Source organism: Desulfomicrobium salsuginis (assembly GCF_054657795.1).
In genome coordinates this window covers 624,980-650,248 of record NZ_BAAHYA010000002.1, presented here as the reverse complement: position 1 = coordinate 650,248, position 25,269 = coordinate 624,980, and the positions used below count along the sequence as shown (strand labels likewise).

The 25,269-nt window shown below is 63.5% G+C and carries 29 protein-coding genes; 11 read left to right on the top strand and 18 right to left on the bottom strand.

From position 1 onward, the window contains the following. Positions 1-61 precede the first annotated feature (61 nt). Positions 62-2,101 (top strand): ThiF family adenylyltransferase, encoded by a 2,040-nt coding sequence (locus tag ACYQ3G_RS10185; protein ID WP_459825535.1) that lies wholly within the window; start codon positions 62-64, stop codon positions 2,099-2,101. A 145-nt stretch (positions 2,102-2,246) separates the two neighbouring features. Here ACYQ3G_RS10185 and ACYQ3G_RS10180 read toward each other — a convergent pair whose 3' ends face one another. After that, on the bottom strand, positions 2,247-3,131 hold the full coding sequence (locus ACYQ3G_RS10180) for a PEP-CTERM sorting domain-containing protein (protein WP_459825533.1): 885 nt from the start codon (positions 3,129-3,131) through the stop codon (positions 2,247-2,249). A 230-nt stretch (positions 3,132-3,361) separates the two neighbouring features. On the opposite strand from ACYQ3G_RS10180, the gene ACYQ3G_RS10175 reads away from it, so the two are divergent. Further along, on the top strand, positions 3,362-4,048 hold the full coding sequence (locus tag ACYQ3G_RS10175; RefSeq protein WP_459825531.1) for a CAAX prenyl protease-related protein: 687 nt from the start codon (positions 3,362-3,364) through the stop codon (positions 4,046-4,048). Positions 4,049-4,088: 40 nt separating this feature from the next. Here ACYQ3G_RS10175 and ACYQ3G_RS10170 read toward each other — a convergent pair whose 3' ends face one another. From ACYQ3G_RS10170 to ACYQ3G_RS10095, 16 genes are all read right to left on the bottom strand, one after another. Then, complete coding sequence (locus ACYQ3G_RS10170) at positions 4,089-4,403, bottom strand: hypothetical protein (RefSeq protein WP_459825529.1); 315 nt, start codon at positions 4,401-4,403, stop codon at positions 4,089-4,091. A 422-nt stretch (positions 4,404-4,825) separates the two neighbouring features. Continuing rightward, the gene (locus ACYQ3G_RS10165) at positions 4,826-5,158 is read right to left on the bottom strand and encodes a PilZ domain-containing protein (RefSeq protein WP_459825527.1); all 333 of its coding nucleotides are present in this window, start codon (positions 5,156-5,158) and stop codon (positions 4,826-4,828) included. Positions 5,159-5,542: 384 nt separating this feature from the next. After that, positions 5,543-6,256, bottom strand: coding sequence for an outer membrane protein assembly factor BamD (bamD, locus tag ACYQ3G_RS10160; RefSeq protein WP_459825525.1), 714 nt, complete (start codon positions 6,254-6,256; stop codon positions 5,543-5,545). A gap of 127 nt (positions 6,257-6,383) precedes the next feature. Further along, positions 6,384-6,704, bottom strand: coding sequence for a thioredoxin (trxA, locus tag ACYQ3G_RS10155; RefSeq protein ID WP_028577211.1), 321 nt, complete (start codon positions 6,702-6,704; stop codon positions 6,384-6,386). A gap of 3 nt (positions 6,705-6,707) precedes the next feature. Then, positions 6,708-7,769, bottom strand: a complete 1,062-nt coding sequence (gene tsaD, locus ACYQ3G_RS10150) for a tRNA (adenosine(37)-N6)-threonylcarbamoyltransferase complex transferase subunit TsaD (RefSeq protein ID WP_459825522.1) — start codon at positions 7,767-7,769, stop codon at positions 6,708-6,710. A gap of 293 nt (positions 7,770-8,062) precedes the next feature. Continuing rightward, positions 8,063-9,085 carry a class 1 fructose-bisphosphatase gene (gene fbp, locus ACYQ3G_RS10145; protein ID WP_459825520.1) on the bottom strand — a complete coding sequence of 341 codons (1,023 nt, stop codon included), beginning with the start codon at positions 9,083-9,085 and terminating at the stop codon, positions 8,063-8,065. Positions 9,086-9,094: 9 nt separating this feature from the next. Further along, positions 9,095-9,781: a hypothetical protein gene (locus ACYQ3G_RS10140; RefSeq protein WP_459825518.1), complete on the bottom strand. Its 687-nt coding sequence runs from the start codon at positions 9,779-9,781 to the stop codon at positions 9,095-9,097. Between the two features lie 113 nt (positions 9,782-9,894). Then, positions 9,895-10,647, bottom strand: a complete 753-nt coding sequence (locus ACYQ3G_RS10135; RefSeq protein ID WP_459825516.1) for a tetratricopeptide repeat protein — start codon at positions 10,645-10,647, stop codon at positions 9,895-9,897. Between the two features lie 2 nt (positions 10,648-10,649). Beyond that, positions 10,650-10,931, bottom strand: coding sequence for an FtsB family cell division protein (locus ACYQ3G_RS10130; protein WP_051307045.1), 282 nt, complete (start codon positions 10,929-10,931; stop codon positions 10,650-10,652). Between the two features lie 3 nt (positions 10,932-10,934). Then, entirely contained in the window at positions 10,935-11,519 is a 585-nt protein-coding gene (locus ACYQ3G_RS10125; protein WP_459825513.1) for a zinc-ribbon domain-containing protein, read from the bottom strand. 12 nt (positions 11,520-11,531) lie between these two features. Beyond that, positions 11,532-12,707 (bottom strand): type IV pilus twitching motility protein PilT, encoded by a 1,176-nt coding sequence (locus ACYQ3G_RS10120; RefSeq protein ID WP_459825511.1) that lies wholly within the window; start codon positions 12,705-12,707, stop codon positions 11,532-11,534. A 1-nt stretch (position 12,708) separates the two neighbouring features. Continuing rightward, positions 12,709-13,791: a type IV pilus twitching motility protein PilT gene (locus ACYQ3G_RS10115; protein ID WP_028577218.1), complete on the bottom strand. Its 1,083-nt coding sequence runs from the start codon at positions 13,789-13,791 to the stop codon at positions 12,709-12,711. Positions 13,792-13,926: 135 nt separating this feature from the next. Next, positions 13,927-14,466 carry a CDP-diacylglycerol--glycerol-3-phosphate 3-phosphatidyltransferase gene (gene pgsA / locus ACYQ3G_RS10110; RefSeq protein WP_459825509.1) on the bottom strand — a complete coding sequence of 180 codons (540 nt, stop codon included), beginning with the start codon at positions 14,464-14,466 and terminating at the stop codon, positions 13,927-13,929. Positions 14,467-14,472: 6 nt separating this feature from the next. Continuing rightward, positions 14,473-15,072 (bottom strand): lytic transglycosylase domain-containing protein, encoded by a 600-nt coding sequence (locus tag ACYQ3G_RS10105; RefSeq protein ID WP_459825507.1) that lies wholly within the window; start codon positions 15,070-15,072, stop codon positions 14,473-14,475. Positions 15,073-15,093: 21 nt separating this feature from the next. Continuing rightward, the gene (locus ACYQ3G_RS10100; RefSeq protein ID WP_028577221.1) at positions 15,094-15,999 is read right to left on the bottom strand and encodes an Mrp/NBP35 family ATP-binding protein; all 906 of its coding nucleotides are present in this window, start codon (positions 15,997-15,999) and stop codon (positions 15,094-15,096) included. A 98-nt stretch (positions 16,000-16,097) separates the two neighbouring features. Beyond that, positions 16,098-16,715: a protein-L-isoaspartate(D-aspartate) O-methyltransferase gene (locus tag ACYQ3G_RS10095; RefSeq protein WP_459828314.1), complete on the bottom strand. Its 618-nt coding sequence runs from the start codon at positions 16,713-16,715 to the stop codon at positions 16,098-16,100. Positions 16,716-16,928: 213 nt separating this feature from the next. Here ACYQ3G_RS10095 and ACYQ3G_RS10090 point away from each other — a divergent pair, with 213 nt between their 5' ends. Continuing rightward, complete coding sequence (locus ACYQ3G_RS10090; protein ID WP_028577223.1) at positions 16,929-17,360, top strand: CBS domain-containing protein; 432 nt, start codon at positions 16,929-16,931, stop codon at positions 17,358-17,360. Between the two features lie 613 nt (positions 17,361-17,973). On the opposite strand, the gene mgtE is transcribed toward ACYQ3G_RS10090, so the two are convergent. Then, a complete protein-coding gene (gene mgtE / locus ACYQ3G_RS10085) occupies positions 17,974-19,308 on the bottom strand; it encodes a magnesium transporter (RefSeq protein WP_459825504.1) in 1,335 nt (444 codons plus the stop codon). A 124-nt stretch (positions 19,309-19,432) separates the two neighbouring features. Here mgtE and bioB point away from each other — a divergent pair, with 124 nt between their 5' ends. The 8 genes from bioB to bioD are packed head-to-tail and all read left to right on the top strand — an operon-like array spanning position 19,433 to position 25,233. Further along, complete coding sequence (bioB, locus tag ACYQ3G_RS10080) at positions 19,433-20,401, top strand: biotin synthase BioB (protein ID WP_459825502.1); 969 nt, start codon at positions 19,433-19,435, stop codon at positions 20,399-20,401. After that, complete coding sequence (locus ACYQ3G_RS10075) at positions 20,392-20,694, top strand: ApeI family dehydratase (protein WP_459825500.1); 303 nt, start codon at positions 20,392-20,394, stop codon at positions 20,692-20,694. Before bioB ends, ACYQ3G_RS10075 begins: the two co-directional genes overlap by 10 nt. After that, the gene (locus ACYQ3G_RS10070; RefSeq protein ID WP_459825498.1) at positions 20,691-21,413 is read left to right on the top strand and encodes an SDR family NAD(P)-dependent oxidoreductase; all 723 of its coding nucleotides are present in this window, start codon (positions 20,691-20,693) and stop codon (positions 21,411-21,413) included. The genes ACYQ3G_RS10075 and ACYQ3G_RS10070 overlap by 4 nt, the downstream gene beginning before the upstream one ends. After that, positions 21,410-21,799 (top strand): acyl carrier protein, encoded by a 390-nt coding sequence (locus ACYQ3G_RS10065; RefSeq protein ID WP_459825496.1) that lies wholly within the window; start codon positions 21,410-21,412, stop codon positions 21,797-21,799. Before ACYQ3G_RS10070 ends, ACYQ3G_RS10065 begins: the two co-directional genes overlap by 4 nt. Further along, positions 21,799-22,977 carry a beta-ketoacyl-[acyl-carrier-protein] synthase family protein gene (locus ACYQ3G_RS10060; RefSeq protein ID WP_459825494.1) on the top strand — a complete coding sequence of 393 codons (1,179 nt, stop codon included), beginning with the start codon at positions 21,799-21,801 and terminating at the stop codon, positions 22,975-22,977. Before ACYQ3G_RS10065 ends, ACYQ3G_RS10060 begins: the two co-directional genes overlap by 1 nt. Further along, positions 22,974-23,417, top strand: coding sequence for a hypothetical protein (locus ACYQ3G_RS10055; RefSeq protein WP_459825492.1), 444 nt, complete (start codon positions 22,974-22,976; stop codon positions 23,415-23,417). The genes ACYQ3G_RS10060 and ACYQ3G_RS10055 overlap by 4 nt, the downstream gene beginning before the upstream one ends. Continuing rightward, positions 23,402-24,544: an aminotransferase class I/II-fold pyridoxal phosphate-dependent enzyme gene (locus ACYQ3G_RS10050; protein ID WP_459825490.1), complete on the top strand. Its 1,143-nt coding sequence runs from the start codon at positions 23,402-23,404 to the stop codon at positions 24,542-24,544. The genes ACYQ3G_RS10055 and ACYQ3G_RS10050 overlap by 16 nt, the downstream gene beginning before the upstream one ends. Next, entirely contained in the window at positions 24,541-25,233 is a 693-nt protein-coding gene (bioD, locus tag ACYQ3G_RS10045; protein ID WP_459825488.1) for a dethiobiotin synthase, read from the top strand. The genes ACYQ3G_RS10050 and bioD overlap by 4 nt, the downstream gene beginning before the upstream one ends. Positions 25,234-25,269 lie beyond the last annotated feature (36 nt).

The window sequence follows — 25,269 nt, the reverse complement described above, 5'->3', positions numbered from 1 at the left end:
TTTTCGCGCTCACAATTCCCGGCATTATCCGTACGCCGACAGCAAAACCAGGGGGCCGACCGTGAAGCGAAACGAGCATCTGGATCATCTGAGCGCCCGGGGCTACCCTGACCCCGCCGCCTACCATGACGTCGCATTTTCCCGCAACATAGGCCTGCTCTCGCCCGGCGAACAGGAACGCCTGGCCGGGGCCAGGGTGGCCATCCCCGGCATGGGCGGGGTCGGCGGCGTCCATCTGCTCAACCTCGTGCGCACTGGCATTGGAAATTTCAACCTGGCGGACTTCGACGTCTTCGAGGCGGCCAACGTGAACCGGCAGGCCGGGGCCAAGGTGCCGGCCTTCGGCCGCCCCAAGCTCGAGGTCATGATCGGCGAGGCTCTGGCCATCAACCCCTTCCTGTCCATCGACCCGTTCTCCGACGGCCTGACCATGGATAACATGGCCAGATTCCTGAGCGGAGTCGACGCGGTCCTCGACGGCCTCGATTTTTTCCAGTTCGAAATCCGGCGCACGCTTTTCAATATGGCCCGCTCCATGGGCATCCCGGTCATCACCGCCGGCCCCCTGGGCTTCAGCTCCGCGTTGCTGGTCTTCACCGCGGACGGCATGTCCTTCGATGAGTACTTCGACGTACGCGACAGCCTGTCCATGGAGGAGAAGTACCTGCATTTTGCCATGGGCCTTGCGCCCAGGCCGACGCAGATCGGCTACATGGACCTCTCCCGCGTGGATCTGCGCGGCGGAAAGGGGCCGTCCTTGAGCATCGCCTGCCAGCTTTGCGCCGCCCTCGCCGCGACCGAGGCCGTACGTGTCATCCTGGGCAGGCCGGGCCTGAAGCCTGCGCCCTCTTTCCTGCAGGTCGACCCGTATCTCCGCACGCTGCGCCAGGGCAGGCTGCCTTGGGGCAACCGTTCGCCCCTGCAGCGCCTCAAGATCTGGTACGTGCGCAACGTGCTCCTCGCCGCCGCGGCCAAGGCCCGGCCGGAAGTACCGCCAATGCCGGCCGCGGTCGGCACGCCATCCGCCGTCCCGTCCCGCGAGATGGCGGACTACCTGCTCCGAGCCGCCGTGCGCGCCCCCTCGGGCGACAACGTCCAGCCATGGCGCTTTCGGCGGACAGACAACGCCATCCAGGTCTTCATGGATTCCGACGCGGACAGGTCATTCTTCAACATCCGCCAGACCGCATCGGTCATCGCCTGCGGGGCTGCGCTGGAGAACATTTCCCTGGCAGCCGCGTCCGCTGGGTTGCGCGCGGCCGTGACGATACGGCCGGACGCCACGCAGGAGAATCTCATGGCCGAGGCGCGATTTGAACCCGGCGCCCCCGGCCCCTCACCCCTGGCGCGCTGCATATGGACGCGCTGCACCAACCGCCGTCCGTACTCGCGACGGCCCTTGCCGGCCTGGCTGCAGGACGATCTCAAGGCTCGCCTGACTGACATGCCCGGTGCGGACTTGCACCTGCTGACGACGCGCAGCCAGCTGCGCAGACTGGCCAGGGTGGTCTACCTGGCGGACAGAATCCGCACGGAGCACAGGGGGCTGCACGAACATTTCGTCTCCATGGTCCGCTTCAGCGCCTACGACGCACAGCGGACGCGGGACGGCCTGCCTTTGCCGAACCTGGAGGCCGGCCGGGCCGGTGACGTCTTCCTGCGCCTGACCAGGCCGTGGCAGGCCATGCGCATCGCCAATGCCCTGCGCCTCGGACGGCTGGCAGCCCTGCACTCGGGCCGCGGCATCCTCGCCAGCGGGGCTGCGGGGCTGGTTGTCGTCGATGGTCTCGAAGAGCGCGACTTTCTGCTTGGCGGGCAGGCGCTGCAGCGGATCTGGCTGGCGCTGGACCATCACGGCCTGCAGATGCAGCCCATGACGGCCGTTACGCTGTTCTGGCTACGCTGGCTGTGGGAAGGGGCGGACGCCTTTGCCGGCGCCCACAGGTCAATGCTCGAGGCGGTGTGGGACGAGTTGCAGGCGCTCTTCACAGGCGTGAATTTCAACCGTCAGGGCCCGGTCATGCTGTTCCGCACCGGCTATGGCCCAGGGATACGCCACCGCACCCTGCGCAAGGGCGTCGACACCTTTCTCATGCCATGAAATAAAGCCCGCGACGTTCTCCCGGGCCGGAGGCTTCCGAATTCTGCAGGGTGTCGGAAAAGTTAACAGCCCCCAAACCCCAAAAATGAAGGGTCCGAAACGGTGGTTGTTTCGGACCCTCCCTGTAAACGGCGCGCTTGAGCGTCTACCTGCGCAACCTGCGTCCCATGAAAGCCAGGGCCGACATGCCAAGCCCCAGCAGGATCAGGGTCGAAGGCTCAGGTACGATGTTGCGCTGGAACGCACCGGAAAGATAGATTTCTTCCGGTCCGTTATTGAGGTTCGTAAAGTACGGCGTGAAGGAGATGGTGCGCCCGGTGGCGTTGTAGAGCGCCAGGTCCAGATCGGGCGCATAGAGCAGGAAGTCTGCGAATCCGCCGCCGATGTTGCTGTTCACGGTCGCATTCTTGGTCGCTGAAATCGGGAAGGTGATGGTTTCCGGGACGGTGACCAGATCCATCTGGTTGTAGACACCGTTGTTCGAATTGTCGAAAGACCAGGACCTGACCACATCGCCGTTAGCCTCGCGGATAGTGACGATGCCACTCACGTACTCGGTTCCCTCGCCGGCCTTCATGTCCTGGTTCAGGTCATAGATGACCACCGGGATGGAGGTCTGGTAGTTCTGGAGCAGATACGCAAGCAGGTTGCTGACCGACGAGGACCAAGTCGCAGTCTGGGTTACGGCCTGGCCCGTAGTGGACCGCAGATCGAGTTCCGAGACCGAGTCCTTGAAGTCGGTACCGTCGACGTCTGGGTTGTCGCGATACGGACCGGACCACAAGACCAGATCCAGCGTTCCGGAACCGGCATTGTACTTGTACAGGTCCGCGTACTGCTTGCTGACATAATAGTCGGAGTTGCTATTCCCGTAGAGTTCCTGCAGCACGGCTGTCGAATACGAATAGAACTGGTCGTACTGCATGGCGAAGGGCAATACGGGCTCGGGCAGATAGATGGCCGCCCACGACGGCGCCGCCAGCAGGATCAGACATGCCGCCCCTAAAATCCTCTTCAGCATGGTTCGCATGGATTGTCCCTCCGTTGATATTCGTTCGTTACGAGTTTGACAGAGGAGAAGCAATAACAGTGCCGAACGCAAGCGCATGATTTTATAACTAAAAAACACACGATATGACACATGAAATGTAAGAATTCCCGACATCTGATAGCAATGGTTCACAAGTTAATCCGCTCCGACTCCTCTCCCGACCTGAATTCCGAAACGCTCTGGCACGTTTCTTACATGCGGCCAAGGCTATGAACGAAAAAGCCTGGCCCCGCATTCTGCCCTTCGCGTTGTTCATGGCCTTCATCGGTCTCGACGAGGGACTGCATTTTCTGAACGGACGGGGCTGGATCGACATCAACGCCGCCGACTTCTTTCTTCTCTACCCCTTGCGCCCCATGTCCGCGCTGCTCGCGCTACTTCTGTTGCGCCGGGCGTACACGGAACTGGACTGGACCGAACTGGGCAGACCCGCGCAAACTTTGGGCAGTATCGGCCTGGGGCTCGCGGTCTTCGCACTCTGGATCAACATGGACTGGGCTCCGCAGGCGCTGGGGCAGCCGACTGGATTCGACCCGACAACCTTCCCCGACGACGGCACGAGGCTGTCCATGATCGCGGCCAGGATCGCGGGGGCCGTCGTCGTGGTGCCGATCATGGAGGAGCTGTTCTGGCGCTCCTTCCTGCTTCGCTACATCATCACCCCGGATTTCTCGAAAATTCCGGTCGGCACGTTCACCTGGACCTCCTTCCTGGCCTGCGCCGGGCTCTTCGGCCTGGCCCACCATTTCATCGTCGCCGGCATCATGGCGGGCATGGCCTATTCCTGGCTACTCTACAGGACAAAAAGCATCGCACAGTGCGTGCTGGCCCATGCAGTGACCAACCTGGCACTCGCGGTCTATGTACTGGAACGGGAGGAATGGAGGCTCTGGTAGGAAAAGCCGGGGCAAACGAAGGACTCGTTGCGCAACGCCATCAGACGAGCGAAACCCCTCCATAGATTATGCCGCAGAACAAGCCGAAATTGAAGGCAAACACCCAACGTGTGCCGGTGTTGTGCATCCTGTAGAGGGAGACCCCCATGGCTCCCACTCCCACGAGCACAACGGCTGTCCAGCCCAGCGAGCTGCCGCCCCACGCAAGAATAGCCCTGCTCACGAAAATCTGCCCATATCCGAGCAGCATTCCGTGGGCCACGGACACAACGCCGGCTTGGCTCAGGAGATCATCCACGAGCTGCATGGCCTGGCTGGCGGCAAGGGCGACGATGACCAACGCGAATTCGAGCACGATCTTCCCCGGCGATCAGAGGTGGATGCGGTGGAAGTTCCGTCGGGAATCCCTCCTGTCACGATCTTCCCGGACATATGGAGACAGTCCGGGAACACGAAGGAACACGGCAAAACACCCTTAGCCTGAAGCGCAGACGCCCGGCAAGGCATTGCGATTCGGCTTGCATCGCGATGTCCGCCTCGTGACAGCTCGCGAAGGGATCGCTCTGACTGGTCACGCTTTCCCCCATGGCAAACCCGCTTCAGACTCAAAACAATACTGTAAGATGTCCCAGAATGCGTGTCGAAAAATCTTACAGTTTCCGGTTATTCTGAACTGACGGATCGCATCGGGGCAGCCTCACACCGGGACCTGACGCCTGGATTGCGGCCGGCACCCCGTTTCGCGGCATAGTCGATCCGCCGCTTCTCAATTGCGCATCAGCCACTGATAGACCAGTATGCGTTCTTGCTGCGAACCGCCAGCTCGACACCAATGCCATACATACCACCGCAACAGCCATCCTGAAGAGCGCACCAACGAACCATACCGATACAATAGTCTTGCTTTGCCGCATCGATATCGAAGCTATCATCATAAACAACAATTTTTAAAGCATCACCAGGAAGAAATTTATAGTCTGACTCAATCCTCAAACCTTGTTGACTTTGGTTGATGACCTTCGATTGAACTTTCTTGTCATTATGAAATATCTTTTCTACAGCACATGGTAACAAAGCTGCACTGCGTGGGTATCTCCTCTTCTCGTGCATACGCTACCTCCCGTCCGAATCATATCGGAATTCCATAAAAATTCGTCGCGGTACTGAAGCACGAAATGTGCAATGGCGATCAGTAACCATGCCGCCAATGACGCCGATCTTTGGATGATCTTTGCAATTCAGCAGCCAAAATCCGCCACGCGGCGCCTATGATAAAAACGCGGGACGAGAGGTGAAGACTCGGACGTATCAATCTGAAATTTAGAGAAAAGAAGCGAGGTTACGACACGAGGGTGCAGGCGGGCGCGGCCATGGCAGGAATGCAATGCCGCTTGGATGAAATGAACACGCTGCGGCGATTCGGAAAAACTTATGCGCCGGGGTGCATTCGCCTTTCAAAATCGCCGCAGCGTCGGAAGTTGCTGGCGTCTTCGCCTAGAGCCAGTCGAAATACGGCTTGATCTTGCTCGGATGCCGTTTGGTGTCGTTCTCCTGCTCCTGGGCGTAGAACCAGGCCGCCTTGGCGCGGGTTTCGGCGGTCTGGGCGATGTCCGTCAGATCGGGGAAGTTGTCGAGGACGTACTTGTAGCGGGCCCAGGCGGCTCCGTACTGCTCGGTCTTGAAGTAGAAGTCCGCCACGTAGAGTTCGTGCTCGGCGATGAGCCGGCGGCACTTCTCGATGTATTCCTGGGACGGTTCGCGGTAGGCGCTCTTGGGATACCCGTCCACCACCCGCTTGAAGGACTCGATGGCCTCGGACAGCTGGGTCTGGGGCAGGTCGATGGACTTGTGGGAGTTGAACTTGTTCACGCCGATCTGAAAAAGGACGTAGTCGATCTGCTCATGCCGCGGGTGCATGGACAAAAACTCCTCGTAGACGTCCACGGCCTCAAGATATTGCCGGTCCAGGGAGTAGGCGTCGCCGAGCATAAGCCGGGCGTCCATGGCGTAGGGGCTAAACGGGTAGCGGTCGTTCAGCTTGACCAGGGAGTCGATGGCCTGCGCGTAGTCCTTGTCCTGCATGGACACGCGGGCGTTCTCGAAAAGCTCTTGGGCCGTGTCCTCGGGAGGAGTCAGGAAATAGTAGTCGATGGCCCCGCAGCCGTTCAGAAGAAGGACCAGGGAAAAAAGAAGCAGTTTGGTGCGCATGGCGAAAACCTGGCTAATGGTGAAGGATGCGCCGGCCGCGAACACGCGACGGGACTCGGCAAAGAACGAGGGCGGCAGCGTATCCGCGCAGCCACCCTCGGTTTACGACATTCAGGACACTCCGGAACTAGAGGGCCTTGTCATTGAGCATCTGTTTCAGGCTGGCCTTGGACACGGCCCCGGTGACCTGCTCGACCACCTCGCCGTTCTTGAAAAGGATCAGCGTGGGAATGGCACGGATGCCGAACTTGCTCGGCGTGGCGGGATTCTCGTCGACATTCATCTTCATGATGGCGACCTTGCCCTCGAACTCCTGGGTCAGTTCGTCGATGACAGGAGCGATGGCCCTGCACGGACCGCACCACGGCGCCCAAAAATCCACCAGCACCGGGAGATCAGATTTCAAAACTTCAGCGTCGAATCCGGCATCGTTCACTTGAGCAGCCATTATTCACTCCTTGAACAAAGGGTTTACGATATAATCGTCAGGCACAGCCCGCCCTCGGGGGATGGCCTCGAAATCCAGCGCGCTCGCCAGCCCCGCCCGGGCCAGCTGAACACCTGCGTACGCTATCATAGCAGCATTATCACCACAATACTTTTGCGCAGGGGCCAGAAATTTGAGCCCGTTGGCCTCGGCAAAGGCGGTGAAGACCTCCCGCAGGCGGGAATTGGCGGCCACTCCGCCGGCCAGGCACAAGGTGCGCACACCGTCCGCGCGTCCCAGGCCCCGGCGCGTCTTTTCCAGCAGGGTCTGGGCGACGGTCTCGCTGACCGTGGCGCAGAGGTCCTTGACCCGCGGTTCGACGACGGCCGGGTCGAAAGTGGCGTAATCCAGGGCCGGCAGCGCGTGCTGCTCGACGTGCAGCGCCACGGCCGTCTTCAGGCCGCTGAAGCTGAAGTCGCAGTTGTCGTTGTTCAGATACGGACGGGTGAAAAGCCCCCGCACGGGCGTGCCAAGCCGGGCCAGTTCGTCGATGTACTTGCCGCCCGGATAGGGAAGGTTGAGCAGCTTGGCGATCTTGTCGAAGGCCTCTCCTGCGGCGTCGTCCAGGGTGCGCCCCATGAGCTCGAAGGCGCCCGGCCGCGGCATGGAGTAGATGTGCGTGTGCCCGCCAGAGACCAGCAGCCCCAGGGCCGGATAATCGATGGCCCCCGTAAACTCGCAGGCCAGGAGATGGGCGTGCAGGTGGTTGACGCCGACGACCGGCACGCCGCGGGCCAAGGCGAAGGACTTGGCGTAGGCGATGCCGACCAGCAGCGCGCCCAGCAGGCCGGGGCCGCGGGTCACGGCCACCAGTTCGACGCCCTCCCCCCCCGGTCTCCCGGCCTGGGCCAAGAGCGACTCGACCAGAGGGTCCAGCAGCCGCAGGTGCTCCCGCGAGGCCAGCTCCGGCACCACGCCCCCGAACACGGAGTGCATGGGAATCTGGGTATGCACCAGCTCCGCCTCGATCCTACCGCCGGCCCACAAGGCCACGGAGGTCTCGTCGCAGGACGTCTCGATGCCCAAACAGACGGGGCCGGATGCACATGGGGTGGAAATGACGGACAAACCGGAAATGCCTCAATACGTTACATGAAGAAAAAATTTGAAGATGGATCTCGCGCGTTGCCCGACCAGGCCGCGCTTCGTTCGCGATGACGTGTCATCATCCCGCACGGAGTCCGCGACGCGCAACGCGGTCGCACACGGGCGAGCGGCCAGAATTCATTCTGGCAAGGCGCAAGGCGATTTTGAAGGGCGAAGTGTAGCCGTCTACATGAGTCCTTCAAAATCGCCGCAGCAACGCAGTCCAGAATGGATTATGGCCGCTCGCCCCCCGCTTCGCGGTAGTATTGGAGCACGACCTCGACATCCTTCTTCGACCCCACGAAAAGCGGCACACGCTGGTGCAGTTCCTCGGGCTCGAGGTCGAGGATGCGCCGCGTGCCGTCAACGGCCAGGCCACCGGCCTGTTCGACGATCATGGCCATGGGGTTGGCCTCGCACATGAGCCTGAGCTTGCCTTTGGGCTTGCGCGGGTCGCGGTGGTCGGCCGGGTACATGAAGATGCCGCCGTAGATCAGGTTGCGGTGGAAATCCGAGACCAGGGAGCCGATGTAGCGTAGGCTGTAGGGGCGGCCCAATGCGTTCTCGTCGGACTTGAAATGGTTGACGATGCGCCGCGTGGGTTCGTCCCAGTAGGACCAGTAGCCCTCGTTGACAGAGTAGATGCGCCCCTGCTCCGGGATCTGGATGTTCGGGTGGGACAGCAGGAACTCGCCCACGCTCGGGTCCAGGGTGAAGCCGTGCACGCCGTTGCCGGCCGTGTAGACCATCATGGTCGAGGAACCGTAGATGATGTAGCCCGCAGCCACCTGCATGGCGCCCTTCTGCAGAATCTCGTCCAGGGTTACGGCCTGCTGGGTGTAGGACGTGCGGCGGTAGATGCTGAAGATGGTGCCGATGCTGACGTTGGCGTCGATGTTCGCCGAGCCGTCGAGGGGGTCGAAGATGAGGATGTAGTCGCCCACGGGGAACTGCCGGGGGATCTCGATGAAATCGGCGTTCTCCTCGGAGACCATGGCGCAGAGCACCCCGGCCCGCTCCATGCGGCGGATGATGACCTGGTTGGAGAAGTCGTCGAGCTTCTGCACGATCTCGCCCTGGACGTTGACTTCACCCGTGGCCCCGAGAACGTCGAGCAGGCCGGCCTTTGATACCTCGCGGCCGATGATCTTGGCCGACAGGATGAGTTCCGTGAGGAGCCGGGTGAACCGGCCCGAGGCCATGGGCCTCTCCTTCTGGCTGAGCAGCAGGTGCTCGACAACCGTTACCTGGCGCATAGCTATGCCTCAGTTGGGATAGATGTAGATGAGATTGTCGGAGGCCATGCTCCGAACCCAGTAGACGTCGACATCCCCAGCGTCGCGGCTGCCCGAGTAGCTGGTGGATTTGGTGATGGGCAGCAGGGCTTCGGCGGACACGCCCGCGGCCTGGCCGAAGACCTTGTCGCCGGTGAAGAGCGAGGTCTTGCGGTCGCGGATTTCGGCGGTCAGAAGATCCATGTCGATCTCGACCAGGGTCGTGCGCAGGCTGTCGTTGCCGATGGAGCCCACGTGCACGAGGATGACCCGGTCGGCGCTTTGGATGAGGTGCCGCTTCGGCTCCTTGCCAAGCTCAACGAGGCTTTCGCGCAGCTGCGGATCGAACCCGAGGGTGTCGTCGCCGGCCAGGAAGAGCTGTTCGCCGTCCAGGACGGCCATATGCCTGATCCAGGGCTGCGCAGCCTTCTGCTGCCCGATCCAGGCGGCGTCGAGCTGAAAATCCATGAGCTCGATCTGGTCGACCAGACGCACTATCTTGCTGTCGATGGCGTAGTAATCGTCCAGAAACTCGGCCGGCAGATCCGTCGTGACCGTGTTCTCGTAATCGATGCTTGCTTTGGGATTGACGTAGTCTTCGTAATATTCCCTCGTTGTCTTCACCGGGGTGCAGGCCACAAGGAACAGAAGACCGCAAAGAAAAAGCTGTTTTTTCATGTATCCTCTCGAAATCGATTGGGATTGAACGGACACGGCCGATGATCGCAGGCCATGACAGGGCCCAGAGAGGACCTATAGCCCGGCCGGAAAAGAATCAAGGGGCAACCTGCTCATGCGTTTCCGGCGGAGTCGGGGCCGAACTTCTGCTCCAGCCTGTCCGCCAGGGAGTTGAGTACAAAGTAGAGCTTGTTGTGCTTCTCCGCCTCGGGGTCCGGGGCGCTGCCGAGCTCCGCGTAGGCCTTGTCGCGCAGGCCCCGCAGCTCTTCGCGCTCCGCGTCCGTGACCGCGGCCTCCAGCAGGTCGTCGTAGATCTTGATGGCCTGCTCGTACTCGCCCTGGGCCGAGAGGAGCTTGGCCATGGTCTTGGTCTTGATGCCTGAATTGATGCAGAACTGGGCGACTTCCTCGGCGTCGAGGTCCCGCTCGGGCTCCACCGGAACGTCGCTGGCGGCCAGGTCCTCGGAGTAGTGCCCTATGCCGCAGGTCAGCAGCTTGGCCAGATCCACGCTTTCGCCGTGGGAGTTGCGCTCAAGGACGAACGCGGCCATGGCCAAGTCCGCCTGCCCCGACTTGAGGTAATGCTCGCGCAGCCGCAGCCAGAACTTCTCGTAGGCCAGCAGCTTGGCGAGGATGGTCTGGGCCCTGCCTGCGGCGGCGCCATCCTCCCCTTCCTCGCTCAGGAGATCGATGAGATACAGCTGGGCTTCGAGGTAATCGGGGTGGTTCTCGACGCCCCTCTGCACGATCTCGATGGCCCTGCGCGTATGCCCCTGCTTGCGGTACAGGCGGGCCAGGGGAAAAAAAATCTTGGACCCGGAGTCGTGCTCGAGGAGCTCGTCGAAAAGGGCGAGGGTATCGTTCATATTCATTTCACGATGTACATGATTTCGTTGTCGGCGACATAGCACAGCTCCCGCTTGATGAGGCGCTGCACATACTTCTCGTCACGCTTGAGCACCCGGATCTCGGAGCTCAGCTGGCGGTTCTTGGCGTCGATGTCGTCAAGGGATGCCTGCACGCCCTCGATCTTGAGGCGCAGGTCCTTGTAGGCCTGGATGCCGCTCTCGGCGTCGAAAATCTTGAACACCATGAAGATGTTGACCAAGCACAGGGCGAAAAGGAATATTTTGCTCTTGTCCCGGATCATGCACTACCCTTTCTGGCGAAGCTTCCTGCCCGCTTCGGTCCATGGTTCGATGTAATTGTCGTATTCGCCCAAGGCCAGATCGAGGAAGTTTTCAATCCGCTCGCCGTCGACCGCGCCGATGACCGTATTCACGCCGCGCAGGAAGGCCTCGTTGGGATGCATGCTCTGGCATTTGGCCTCGACGAGGACGATGTTGACCTCCCGCCGCCTGATGCCGTTCCATTTCCTGACGATGGCCAGGATGGACCTGCTCTCCTCGGACTCTTCGAGAATCAGCATATTGTAGTAGTTGATGCGGACCTTGTCCACGGCTTCATGGACATACCTGGCCTCGGAGACGAAGATGCCGCGTCCCTTGAGAAACTGGGCGATACGCCCAGCCAGGTCGTGGTTCTTGACGAACATGAAGGCCACCACGGCGTCGTGGGGAAAGTGCTCCGGAGCGACGACCTTCTCGTCCAGGGCGTCCTGGTCCACGAGGATGGGCTCGCGACACTTGGGGCAGTTGAGCTTGAACTTCCGTGTCTCGGGGATGCGGTCGTCGGGAATGACGAACGTCGAATTGCAGGATGTGCAGCTGATCTCCATGGTTCCCACCCCCTAGAAAAGGGACGTCTTGCGTTCGTATTCGTGGTCGAGTTCCAGGCCCTCGATGTCCGTGACCTTCTCGCCTCGCGCCGTCTTGATCTTGTCGACCATTTGCGCCAGCCGCGACTTGTCCGAGGCGTAGGTCATGGCCGAGTCCTCGGTGATGACATTCTCGTAAAAAAGTTTGGCCAGGTACTTGTCGAAGGTGACCATGCCGTAGGCGTCGCCAGACTCGACGATGCCGTAGAAAGTCTTATCCTCGCTCTCGCCGTTCAAGATGCACTCCTTGACCCGCAGGTTGGACTTGAGAATCTCGAAGGCCGGCACACGGCCACCGCCGATGCGCGGCAGGAGGCGTTGGGACACGACGTACTTGAGACTCTCCATGAGGCGTGAGCGGATGAGGCGCTCCTCGGCCAGCTCGAACATGCCGATGATGCGGTTGATGGTCTGGCCCGTGTCCGAGGTATGCAGGGTGCCGAGCACCAGGTGACCCGTCTCGGCGGCCTCCAGGGCGATGGTGATGGTCTCGCGGTCGCGGATTTCACCGACCAGGATGACCTTGGGCGCCTGGCGCAGGGCCGCTCGCAGGCCCGAGGCGAAGGTGTCGAAATCAAGCCCAAGCTCGCGCTGGTTGACGGTGCCCAGCTTGTGCTCGTGCACGTACTCGATGGGGTCTTCGAGGGTGACGATGTGCTTGCGGTACATCAGGTTGATGTTGTCGATGAGGGCGGCCAGGGACGTGGTCTTGCCGGTGCCCGTGGCGCCCGTGACCAGAATCAGGCCGAATTTCTCCTTGGACATCTGGTAGAAGACGTCGGGCAGGGCCAGCTCCTTGATGGTCGGGACCACGGAGGTCAGCTTGCGCATGACGATGGCCAGGGACCCTTTCTGCCCCAGCACGTTGACACGGAAGCGGCAGCGGCCGGGCAGTTCATAGGACAGGTCGCAGGAGCCACGGGAGAGCTGATCCTCGTAGAGGCGCAGGTTGCGGCCCATGAGGCACATGGCCACGGCCTCGACCTGGAACGGCAGCAGCGGCCCCGGATTGGGCGTGATTTTCGCGTCCACGAGCTCGCCGTGGACCTCGGCCTGCACCGGCTTGTTGACCGTGAAGATGATGTCGGAGGTGTCGGGCGAGAAGTCCAGGACCTGATGCAGGATGTGGTCAAGATGCGCTCGTTGCATGTTACACCTCGGTGAAGTCCTGGGGCGGCGTGACCAGGAACTCGCGGAACTTGGACTTGGTGGCGGCCTTGTTGTAGGCCTGTTCGGGGTCGATCATGCCGGCCGTCAGGAGCTTCATGATGGCGTCGTCGATGCTCTGCATGCCGAACTTGCGGCCGGTCTCGATGACGGAATTGATCTGGAAGATCTTGTTCTCGCGGATGAGGTTGCGCACGGCCGGCGTGGCGATGAGGATCTCGATGCCGGCCACGCGGCCGGGCTGGTCGATGCGCTTGAACAGGTTCTGGGCGATGATGGCCCGTAGGGAGTCGGCCAGACCCGAACGGATCTGCCCCTGCAGGTCGCCGGGGAAGACTTCGATGATGCGGTCGATGGTCTTGGAGGCCGATATGGTGTGCAGGGTGGCGAAGACGAGGTGGCCAGTCTCGGCCGCTTCAAGGGCCAGCTGGATGGTTTCGAGATCGCGCATTTCGCCGACCAGGATGATGTCCGGGTCCTCGCGCAGGGCGCCGCGCAGGGCCGCGCTGAAGCTCATGGTGTCGCGCCCGACCTCGCGCTGGTTGATGAGGCAGTTCTGGGGCTCGTGCACGAACTCGATGGGGTCCTCGATGGTCAGGATATGGTCCTTGCGGATCTTGTTCACGTAATCCACCAGGGCCGCCAGAGTCGTGGACTTGCCCGAGCCCGTGGGGCCTGTGACCAGGACCAGGCCCTTGGGCAGCAGGGCCAGGTTCTTGAGAACCGAGGGCAGGCCCAGTTCGTCCAGGGACAGGATCTTCTGCGGGATCTCGCGGAAGACCGCGCCGATGCCACGCTTCTGCATGAAGAAGTTGGCGCGGTAACGGGCCAGGTGCGGCACCTCGTAGGAGAAGTCCACGTCGCCGGACTCTTCGAAGGTCTTGATCTTGTTCTCGGGGGTGATTTCGTAGAGCATCTTCTTGAGTTCTTCATGCTCCAGAAACTTGTATTTGATGCGCTGCATTTCTCCATGCAGGCGGATGATGGGCTGCGAGCCGGAGGAAAGATGGAGATCCGAGGCCCCCAGTTCATGCATCATCTTGAAAAAAGCATCGATTTGAGCCATTTATACCCCCATCACCAGGAGTTGATCACGAAATGCGGCATTCCGGAAAAGTGAATGTGACGTATCCGCAGCCTTCAAAACTGTCCGATCGAATAGGCTTGTACAGGAAAAATCCACAAAACGGAACGCAAAACTTCAGTCGCCCCAAATCCGGTAAAAGCCGTACAGATAGTTCCAGCCGGAATAGACGGTCAGCAGAAGAGCCACAAAAAGCAGCCCCGAGCCGAGCCACGCGACGTTAATGCCGAACATCGGATAGTGATAGATCAGGGGAACCAGGGCGACGCTCTGCATGATGGTCTTGAGCTTGCCGTACTTGTCCGCGGCGATGACATGCCCCTTGTCCGCGGCGATGGCCCGCAGGCCCGTGACGAGGATCTCGCGCACGATGATGATGATGGCCATCCAGGCCGGAACCCAGTTCAGCTCGACGAGCATGACCAGGACCGAGGCGATGAGGATCTTGTCGGCCAGGGGGTCGAGGAATTTCCCGAAATTGGTGACCTGATTGTATTTGCGGGCCAGGAAGCCGTCGGCCAGGTCCGTCAGGATGGCCACGAGGAAAAGCAGCATGGCCAGAGCGCAGGTCGTGGGGCCGGGAAAATACAGCAGGGCGACGATGAATGGCACCGCCAGGACGCGAAACAGGGTAAGGGCATTGGGTAGGTTCATCATCGCTGTTTATTCGTAATGCTGGAGCCGCGCCCAGACTTTTTGAACATAGTTTTGTGTTTCGGCATACGGAGGAATCCCCCCGTATTTCTTCACCGCGTTGGGTCCCGCATTGTAGGCGGCCACGGCCAGCCTCCTGTCGGGGAACGTATCGAGCAAATACTTCAGGTACCGGATGCCGGCGTCGATGTTCTCCTTCGGGTCGAAGGGGTTGTCGAGGTCGAGGTCACGGCCCGTTTCGGGCATGATCTGCATCATGCCCTGGGCCCCGGCCGTGGACACGGCTCCGGCGTCGAACCCGGACTCCACGTCGATGACGGCCATGACAAGTTTCTTGTCCACCCCGTGCTTGCGGCACAGGCCCGAAACGATGGCGTCCACCTCCTGCACGGTGCGCTTGTCGCGCTTGAAGCCGACCAGGGCCCTGCGGATGTAGTTGATGGACTTCTGAAACTTGTAGGGCTTGTAACGTTTTGACGTCGGGATGTCCGTAATGCACAGGGACCCGTCTTCCTTGACCATGTAGTAGATGCCCTTGGCCCGCGCGTCAGCGCCGGGCCAGAGGAGCACCCCCACGAGGAAAAGGGAAACCGCCACGACACGTTTCATACGCCCACCGTCACCTCACCTTCAGACGTGGCTGCTCGAAACCGCCTCCAGGCTGTTGCGCGCGGCCTCGACGACGCGGTCGGCCAGGGCCAGCAGCGCCAGCTTGGCCGGGCAGTCCACATCGAGCATGACCACGGGCTTGCCCAGGTCGCCGGCGACCACCGTGGCCGGATCGAGGGGAATGGCGCCCAGGAACTCCAGCGAGTACTTCTTGGCCAGCTCCTCTCCCCCGCCCTTCTTGAACAGGTCGATCTGCTGGGAACAGTGCGGACAGATGAGCCCGCTCATGTTCTCGACCACGCCGAGAATGTTCGCCTTCACGTACTGCAGGAAATTAATCGATTTTCGCACGTCTGCCAAAGAAATTTCTTGGGGCGTGGTGATGACGATGCTCAGGGCGTCGGGCACGGTCTTCAGCACCGCCATGGGCTCGTCGCCGGTGCCCGGAGGCGAGTCGATGACCAGGAAGTCGAGCTCGCCCCAATCCACGTCGGACACGAACTGGCGGATGGCCGAGGTCTTCATGGGACCCTTCCATAACACGGCCTGGTCCGGATCCTTGAGCAGCGACTCCATGGACACCACGGACAGGTTCTCGCTGTAGCGCTTGGGCTGGATGCCCTTCTCGGGGTCGATGTCCAGCAGGCCCTTGAGGCCCAGCAGGTGCGGGACGCTTGGGCCATGGATGTCGACGTCCAGGAGCCCCACCTTGTAGCCGCGCAGGGCCAGGCCGGCGGCCAGGTTGGTCGACACGGAGCTCTTGCCCACGCCGCCCTTGCCGCTCATGACGAAGAGCTTGTATTTGATCTTGGACAGGGTGCTGGCGATGACCTTGTCCTGGCGCTCCATCTTGGACTCGGGGCTGTCCTGGATGGTGCCCAGATTCTGCTTGCTCGAACAGCTCGAGCAGGAAGACTTGGAAGACATGTTCCCTCCGGGTGTATCTTCGCCCGCCGTCCCGCCGCGCGGGTCCGGAAAGGGCTTTTCGTTCTCGATAAAAAAGCGGCTTCCGGGGCGGGGCCGCTTCAGACTTTCCAACCGTGTGAGCCGACGAGATCCACGAAGGCCACAGAGCCGTGGTCCTCCTGATGAATGCGCCCCTCTTTCTTGAAGATGCGCAGCAGGCGCTGTTCCCGCTTGGCCCGCCCCACGGGGATGACCATGATGCCCGGATCCGTCAACTGGTCCAGGAGGGGCTGAGGGACTTCGGGCCCTCCCGCCGTGACGATGATGCGGTCGAAGGGGCCGAGCTCCGGCCAGCCCATGGTGCCGTCGTCCAGTTTGACCCGGACGTTGAAGTACCGCATGTCCAGGAGCCTGGTGCGGGACGTCATGTAAAGCTGCTTGATGCGCTCCACGGTGAAGACCTCGGCGCCCATGGCCGCCAGGATGGCCGCCTGGTATCCAGAGCCGGTGCCGATCTCGAGGATGCGCATCTGCGGACGGACCACCAGGAGCGTGGTCATGAGGGCCACGATGTAGGGCTGCGACAGGGTCTGGCCCAAACCGATGGGGACGGGATGATCACCGTAGGCCTGGACCTGCAGGGCCTCGTCGACGAAGAGGTGCCTGGGGACCTGACGCATGACCGAAAGCACGCGTTCGTCCGTGATCCCGCGAGCCTCGATCTGCTCCCGCACCATCCTCTCGCGATTGCGAACTAGACCCTTCAAGTTCCCTCATCCCCCCGGGCGCTTCGATTCATTGGAAATCATTGCCTAAACGCTCGATGCAAACCAGATTTCACCCACCAAGTCAACTCGCACGTCCCCGCAAGGCCCATGGAACCCCGCTGCAAACCTTTTTCTTGCGCCAGCCGTACGAATCGGCGAAGAATGAGAAAAAAGGAGTACGCCATGTTCCAGGTGAAAAATATCATGACCAAGGACGTCTTCACCCTCAACCAGCACGACAGCCTGAGCGCGGCCAAGGACCTCATGAGCCTGGCCCGCATCCGGCACATCCCCATCGTCGACGCCGACGGTCACTTCGCGGGCCTGCTGACCCACCGCGACATCCTGGCCGCGACCATCTCCGAACTGGCGGGCATCGACCGCGAGACCCAGGACGAGATCGAGGCCGGCATCCCCATTACGGAGATCATGCAGACCGACGTGGTCACGGTCAGCCCCGACCTGTCCCTCAAGGAGGCGGCCAGGCTCCTGCTGGAGGAGAAATACGGCTGCCTGCCCGTGGTCTGCGACGCCACGCTGTGCGGCATCATCACCGAGGCGGACTTCCTGCGTCTCACCATCGATCTCATGGACGCCGTCGAGCCCGAAGAGTGAAAGCGCCGAGAATTGATTGTGGACTGCGTTGCTTCACCGCTTTTCGAGGGCTCATGTAGACGGCTACACTTCACCCTCGAAAAGCGCCTCGCGCCTTGCCACAATCAATTCTCGACGCTTTCACCGCGCCTTCGATCCCGATCCGGACGGCGGTGCTTCGCCGCCTTACGAAGGATCATGTAGACGGATACACTTCACCCTCGAAAAGCGCCTCGCGCCTTGCCACAATCAATTCTCGACGCTTTCACCGCGCCTTCGATCCCGATACGGACGGCGGTGCTTCGCCGCCTTACGAAGGATCATGTAGACGGCTACACTTCACCCTCGAAAAGCGCCTCGCGCCTTGCCACAATTCTCGACGCTTTCACCGCGCCTTCGATCCCGATCCGGACGGCGGTGCTTCGCCGCCTTACGAAAGATCATGTAGACGGCTACACTTCACCTTCTCCATCTTTTCCCTGTTGCAATCATCGGCCGGACAGTCGACGGGCCCGGCCGGAACAGCACCTAACGCGAACACGCGGAAAACCTCAACCCGTCAACACGCGGGTCAAGGGGCGCGCCCCTTGCGGGGTGCGGGACGGCGCCCCGCGTCCTCAACGCTGTCGCAAATTCAGAACAGGAACAGGGCCGCCAGGCCCAGGAAGGTGAAGAAGCCGAGGCTGTCGGTCAGGGTGGTCAGGAAGATGCTCGAGGCCTGGGCCGGGTCGCGGCCGATCTCCTTGAGCACGAGGGGGATGGAGGCGCCGGCCACGGCGCCGATAAGCATGTCCAGGCCCAGGGCCACGGCCATGACCGAAGCCAGCCCGAGGTTACGGGTCCAGACGTACAGGCCGGCGAAAACGAGCATGCCGACGATGAGGCCGTTGGCCGTGCCGATCTTGGCCTCGCGCAGCACGGCCACCCAGCTCTTCCTGCGGTTGAACCGTTCCATGGCCAGTTGCCGGATCATGACGGCGAGGGCCTGCTGGCCCGTATTGCCGGCCTGGTTGGCCACGATGGGCATGAGCGCGGCCAGGATGGCCATCTGGGCGATGGTCCCTTCGAAGAGGTGCACGACGAAGGCCGAAATGGCCGAGTTGAGGACGTTCATGACCAGCCAGGGCAGGCGCATGCGCAGGGAGTAGGTCCAGGGCGAGTCCACGGTTTCGTCCCGACCGGCGCCGACCATGGACTGCATGTCCTCGCTGGCCTCGTCCTGGATGATGTCGATGACGTCGTCGACGGTGACCATGCCCAGCAGGCGCTGTTCGTGGTCGACGACGGGCAGGGCCAGGAAATTGTAGCGGCTGATGAGGCGGGCCACCTCCTCCTTGTCCGTGTCGAAGGGAACGTAGATGAGGTTCTGGTCGCCGAGGAGGTCCTTGAGTAGGGTGCGGCCGGGGCTCAGCAGCAGGTCGCGCAGGGAGACCACGCCCTTGAGGTGGCGGTACTCGTCCACGATGTAGGCGTAATAGGGGATCTCCGTCTCCTCGACGCGCTCGCGGATGAGGTTGATGGCCTGCTGGGCGTTCATGGACTGGTCCAGGGCCAGGATCTCCGTGTTCATGACGCCGCCGGCCGAGTCCGGGTCGAACTGCAGCAGGTCGGAGATTTCCTCGGCGTCCTCGCGCTCGAGCTTCTTGAAGATGCGGACCCGGACGTCGTCGTCGAGGTCTTCGAGGATGTCCGCGGCGTCGTCCGGGGACATGGCCTCCAGGATGGCCGCGGCGAAGGACGGCGAGAGGCGGCTCATGAGCAGGTTTCGCTCGTGGCGTTCCATCTCCGTTATGGACTCGGAGGCGTCCTCCACGTCCATCTCCCGGATGTACTCGAGCTGCTCGGCCAGGGACAGGTTTTCCAGCTCGTCGGCCGTGTCGGCCGGATGCTGGCTGTCCAGGGAGGCGGCAACCCACTGTACGGACGAATAGTCCGGCGGGATCGGATCGGAATTTTTCTTTGCATTCATGACACGTGCTCGGTAGCTTAATCAGCCGGTGAGGTCAAAGCGCCCGTTGCCTTCGCGCCGAAACGTCACACGGCATTTGACAAGGCACAATGCCCCGAATACTGCCGCCTCTCACGGAAAAACCATGCTCAACCCACTCGTCAGCACCCTTCTCGACCACATCCTCCAGGGCGGAGCCCTGACGCAGGATGACGGCCGCGCCCTGGCCGCCCTCGGCCGGGAACACACCACCGGCTTGCTCTTCGCCGCCAACGCGGTCATGAAGGCCAGGGGGCGCGTGTCCTTCACCTGTTCCATCATCAACTCCAAGTCCGGGACATGCTCCCAGGACTGCGCCTTCTGCGCCCAGAGCGGCCACTACCGCACCGGCAGCCCGACGCACCCCCTGCTCCCGCTGGAGGACTTGGTGGAGCGCGGCCTGAGCATGCATGCGGCCGGGGCGTCCTGCTACTCCATCGTGACCAGCGGCCTGCGCCTGGCCGAGGACGAAATCGAGCGCGTCTGCGCCTGCCTGAGGGAACTGCGGCAACGCACGGACCTTTCCCTGAGCGCGTCCCTGGGCCTGCTGACGCCGGAGTACGTGCGCCGCCTGGTCGACGCGGGCCTGTCCCGCTACCACCACAACCTGGAGACGGCTCGCTCGCACTTCCCGGCCATCTGCACGACCCACGAGTACGATCAGGACATCGAAACCGTGCTGCTGGCCAAAGAACACGGCCTGCAGGTCTGTTCGGGCGGTATCCTTGGCCTGGGCGAGTCCTGGGACCAGCGCATCGAACTGGCCGCGACCCTGGCGGAACTTAAGGTCGACACGGTACCGCTCAATTTCCTGAACCCCATCCCGGGCACGCCCCTGCAGGACATGGAACTGCTGACGCCCCACGACGCCCTCAAGTCCGTGGCGCTCTTCCGGCTGATGCTGCCCAGTGCGGACATTACAGTGGCCGGCGGGCGCGAGCGGGTCCTGGGCGACTACCAGTCCTGGCTGCCCCTGGCCGGGGCCAACGGCATGATGATCGGCAACTACCTGACCACACGCGGCCGGGACCTGGACGCCGACACGCGCATGCTGGAGCAGGGCTCATGGATCTGAAGGCGGCCGGGAGGCTGACCCTGCCCGTGTCCTTCGACCCGGACGACGCCTGCTTCAACGGGCACTTCCCCGGCAACCCCGTGGTGCCTGGCACGTTGATCATGGGCCTGTGCCTGGAGGCCGTGCGCGCGCGCCTCGGCCATGCCGGACCCCTGACGGTCCGGCGCTTCTCCTTTGCCCGCTTCGCCGCACCCGGCGCGTACGAACTGCGCATCGAGGACCGCGGCGGGGAGTTCGCCTGCACCCTGAACCGGGGCGAAACCGTCTTCGCCCGGGGGAGGATCGCGCCGTGAAGCTCTCCTTTCGCGGCCGCACGGCCCTCATCCTCGGCGGCGGGAGCGACATGGGCCTGGCCCTGACCGCCCTGCTGCGGGAGGAAGGGGTGACCGTGATCCCGACCCATGTCTCGGAAGCGGGTCGCGAGGCCGTGGCCCGGCGCTTCCCGGAGCTGGCAAGCCCCCTCCTGGACCTGGGCGACCGCGATTTCGCGGGCCTCGCCCCCATCCTGGACGTCGGCGTCGACTACCTCGTGGACCTGGCCCAGGGCGACCTCGAAGGTCTGGCCGCAGCCGCGGGCGACGAGGCCGAGGGCTACCTCGAAGCGCATATTTCCGGCCGTCTGCGCCTGCTGCGGGCCGTGACCCGGTCCATGCTGCCCCGCCGCTTCGGACGGCTCGTCTTCGTCTCGTCCACGGCCGCGGCCCTGCCCGCGCCGGGCCAGGCCTTCTACGGCGCGGCCAAGCGCGCGGCCGAGGGGCTGTACCAGAGCCTGGGGCTGGAACTGGGGACGCGCGGCGTGACCTCCGTCAGCCTGCGCCTGGGACTCGTCGATGCCGGCCGGGGCAAGCGCTTTATGGACGAAGGCGAAAGGCGGCAGAACCTCGGCGGCAAGGTCGTGGCCCTGGAGCAGGCCGCCTCGACGCTCCTTTTTCTCCTTTCGGACCAGGCCCTGGCCCTGACCTGCACCACCATCACCATGGACGCCGGACTGACGGCGCAAAAATACCTATGAGCAACATCGAAAACATCACGGCTTCCATCACTGGCATCCTGGCCGACATCCTCGACCTGGACCCGGCCCAGATCACGCCCGAAACCTACGTCGTGCGCGACCTGCGGGCCGAATCCATCGACCTGCTCGAAATCGGCGTGGCCATGCAGCACCGCCTGGACATGGAGGTCGACGACGACACCCTGTTCCTGAAAAACATGCGCCAGGTCCTGGCCCGCGCCGCCAAGGCGGGCAAGGCCCCCGAGGAAGCCATGGCCGCCGAGTACCCGCACCTGGACCGCGCCCGCATCGCCGAAATCCTGGCCGACCACGAGGCCGGGCCCGTGATCAAGGTCCGCGACCTGGCCGCCTACGCCGCCGACCGCGCCGGGGAAGCGGAGGACTGATGGCCCGCCGGGTGGTCATCACGGCCAGCGGCTTCATCCTGCCCCTGGGTTCGACGCCCGGAGAGGTCCTGGCCGCCCTGGAAGAACCGCACGGCCCCTTCGAGCGCTGGGCCGGGGACAGGCACGTGTCCGTCTGCCCCGTGGCCGGTTTCGACCTGCGGTCCCACGTGGGCCGCTGCAAGAACGCCCGCTACCTGACTCGCGGCCAGCAACTGTGCCTGACCGCGGCCGTCCGCGCCGTGGCGGAAGCGGCCTTGGGCCCGCAGCACCTGGACCGCGCCGGGCTCTTTCTGGGCCTGGGGCCGAACCTCCAGGCTGTCCCGCGGGAGGACAAGGCCCTGTGGCTGCTGGACTGTCTGCCCAACACCCTGGCCGCGACCCTGGCCGAAACACTCGGCCTGCACGGAGAGAACCTGACGGTCATGACGGCCTGCGCAGGCTCCACCCAGGCCCTGGGCCAGGCGTTTCGGACCGTGGCCGCGGGCCTGGCCGACGTGGCCCTGGCCGGCGGCGGCGACTCGCGCCTGTCGCCCGAGGGCGTGCGGGCCTACCGCCAGGCCGGCGTGCTGGCCACGGATTTCGTGCGGCCCGAGGAGGCCTGCCGCCCCTTCGACCGCGACCGTTCGGGCTTCGCCATCGGCGAAGGCGCGGCCATGTTCGTCCTGGAAAGCCTGGAGCACGCCACGGCGCGGGGGGCGAAGGTCCTGGCCGAGGTCGTCGGCGCGTCCTCGTCCCTGGACGGGGGCAGCCTGACGGGTCCGGACCCCGCGGGAACGTCGGCCGCCAGGGCCGTGCGGCAGTGCATGGAGAAGCTCGGCACCAGAGACCTCTGCGTCCTGGCCCACGGAACGGGCACGGTCCTCAACGACGAGGCCGAGGCCGCAGTCCTGTCCGGGACCGTCCCCAACGCCCGGGCCGTGTGCGCCTTCAAGTCCCGCATGGGGCATCTGGCCTCGGCCTGCGGCGCGGCGGAGCTGGCCGTGGGCCTGGTCTGCGCCGAGGCCGGCCGTTTCCCGTCCATCGCCAACCTCGAAAACCCGGCCTGGCCGGATCTCCCCCTGCTGCGCAGGCCCATGGCCCTGCGGCCCAAAAACCTGCTCCTGCAGAGCTTCGGCTTCGGCGGGCAGAACGCCTGTCTGGGCCTCAAAGAATTCAAGGCCGGGAAGGACGCGGCATGAGCCCGGATGCACGCCACGCAGCGGTGAGGGTCGAGGACGCGCCCGGTGCGGACTTTTCCGCCTTCGACCCTTCCGTGGCCCTGGATGCCGTCGTGTCATGCGACGCGAGGGAAATCGTGGCCCGGACCGCAGCCGGACTGCCGCCCTATCTGGCCCTGGAAGCCCTTGCCCAGGCCTGCGGGCTGCATCTGCGCCGCCGCCATGACTTCGCGATCCGCTCATTCCTCGCGTCCGTCTCGGACCTTGTCCATGACCCGGGGCTGGGCCGCAGCCCGCTGACCATCCACGCGACCCTCGTCGCCGAGACCTCGGCCGGGGCCGCCTACAACGTCGTCACGGACGACACGCGGGTCTGCCGAATGGTCATGGGGCATACACCCCTGGCGTCCCCCGACACCTTTTTCCGCCAGCGCTTCGAGGCCCTATGCACCCGCTCCTGAGCAGACTGCGCGCCGACGTGGAAGCCCGCAGGGCAGCCGGCCTGGGCCGGGAACTCCTGGCCGTGTCCGAACACCGCGGCGTCTACGCAATGGTGGAAAGACAAGATCTCCTGGACTTCTCCTCCAACGACTTTCTGGGCCTGGCCCAGGACCGGGACATGCGCGCGCATCTGGCCGATCTCTGCCGCCTGCAGGGCTGCGGTTCGGGCTCCTCGCGCCTGGTCACGGGCACGGCAGCCTCGACCCTGGCGGCCGAAAAAGCCCTGGCCGCACATTTCGGATACGAATCCTGCCTGATCCTGGGCAGCGGCTTCCTGGCCAACCTGACCCTGCTGGCCACCATCTTCAACGACAAGGACACCCTGGCCCTGGACAAGCGCGCCCACGCCAGCACGGTGGCCGGCGCGCGCCACAGCCGGGCCGCGTTCCACACCTTCCGGCACAACCGGATGGACCATCTGGAGAAGATTCTGCGGGCGCACCCGGTGCAGGCCGTGCTGACCGAGTCCCTGTTCAGCATGGACGGGGACAGCCCCGACTTTGGAGCGCTCAGGCGTCTCAAGGAGGAATTCGGCTTCCTGTGCGTCGTGGACGAAGCCCACGCCTTCGGCGCGCTGGGCGACGGCGGCCGGGGGCTGGCGCCGGGCGTGGCCGACGTGGCCGTGGGCACCCTGGGCAAAGCCTTCGGGCTGTTCGGGGCCTTCATCCTCTGCCCAGAGGCGGTGCGCGACCATCTCGTCCATTTCGGTCAGGGATTCATCTACACCACTGCCCTGCCGCCCTGGCACGGGGACATGGTGTTGGCCATGCTGGAGCGGGTCGCCGCGGCGGATGAGGTCCGGGAAGGACTGCGGCGGTTGGGGGACGAGGCCCGGACAACCCTGGGCGACGTCCTCCCGGTGCGCGGTGAGGCCCACATTCTGGCCCTGGAGGTCGGCGACGAAGCCCGATGCGCCCGTCTGGCCGCGGCCCTGCGCAACCGCGGGGTGCTCGCCTTTGCCGCGCGCTACCCGACCGTGCCTCTGGGCCAGGCCATCCTGCGCGTCAACCTGACCGCCCTGCACACACGTGAATACGTTCGGAAGCTGCGCGACGCCCTGGTCGCCAGCCTGGGGGACGAGGCATGACGCGGCCCGGAAAAGTCATCTTTATCACCGGCACGGACACGGACGTCGGCAAGACCGTGCTGAGCCTCCTGGTCATGCGCGCCCTGGCCGGCCGAGACGCCGTGTACCTCAAGCCCGTGCAGACGGGTTGCGTCGACCCGGACGCGGATTCCGACCCGGCCTTCCTGCATCGCCACCTCCCCGGAGGGCTGCCCGCCGGCATGAAGCCCGCGGAGTGCATCCACAGCCTCCGCCCCCTGCCCAAGGCGCCCCTCTTCGCCGGGAGCCCCGTGGACTTCGAAAATCTGGTCGATTTCATCGCTGGCCATGCCGCACGACACGACACGGTGGTTGTCGAGGGCGCCGGCGGCGTCCTGGTGCCGATCACGGCGGACACGACCATGCTCGACCTGGCCCTGGCGACACGGTCGTCGATCCTCGTAGCCGGCCGGGCCGGTCTGGGGACCATCAATCACACCAGGCTAACCTTCGAAGCCATCGCCGCGCGCGGAGCGGACTGCCTGGGCGGGGTACTCCTGGACCCCGTCGATGCCGTGCCCGAAACCGACCGCACCGAAAACTGCAAAGCCATTGAAGTCTTTTCGGGCAAACGCATCCACGGCGTCATCGGTCGCATCCACAACCTGCGCCAGCCCGAACCTCGCCATCTTGATTGCGTGCTGCGCCTGCTGGCTCCCTTCAAAGACTGACTCGCCACCTACGACGTCCTTGACCACCCACGGCTC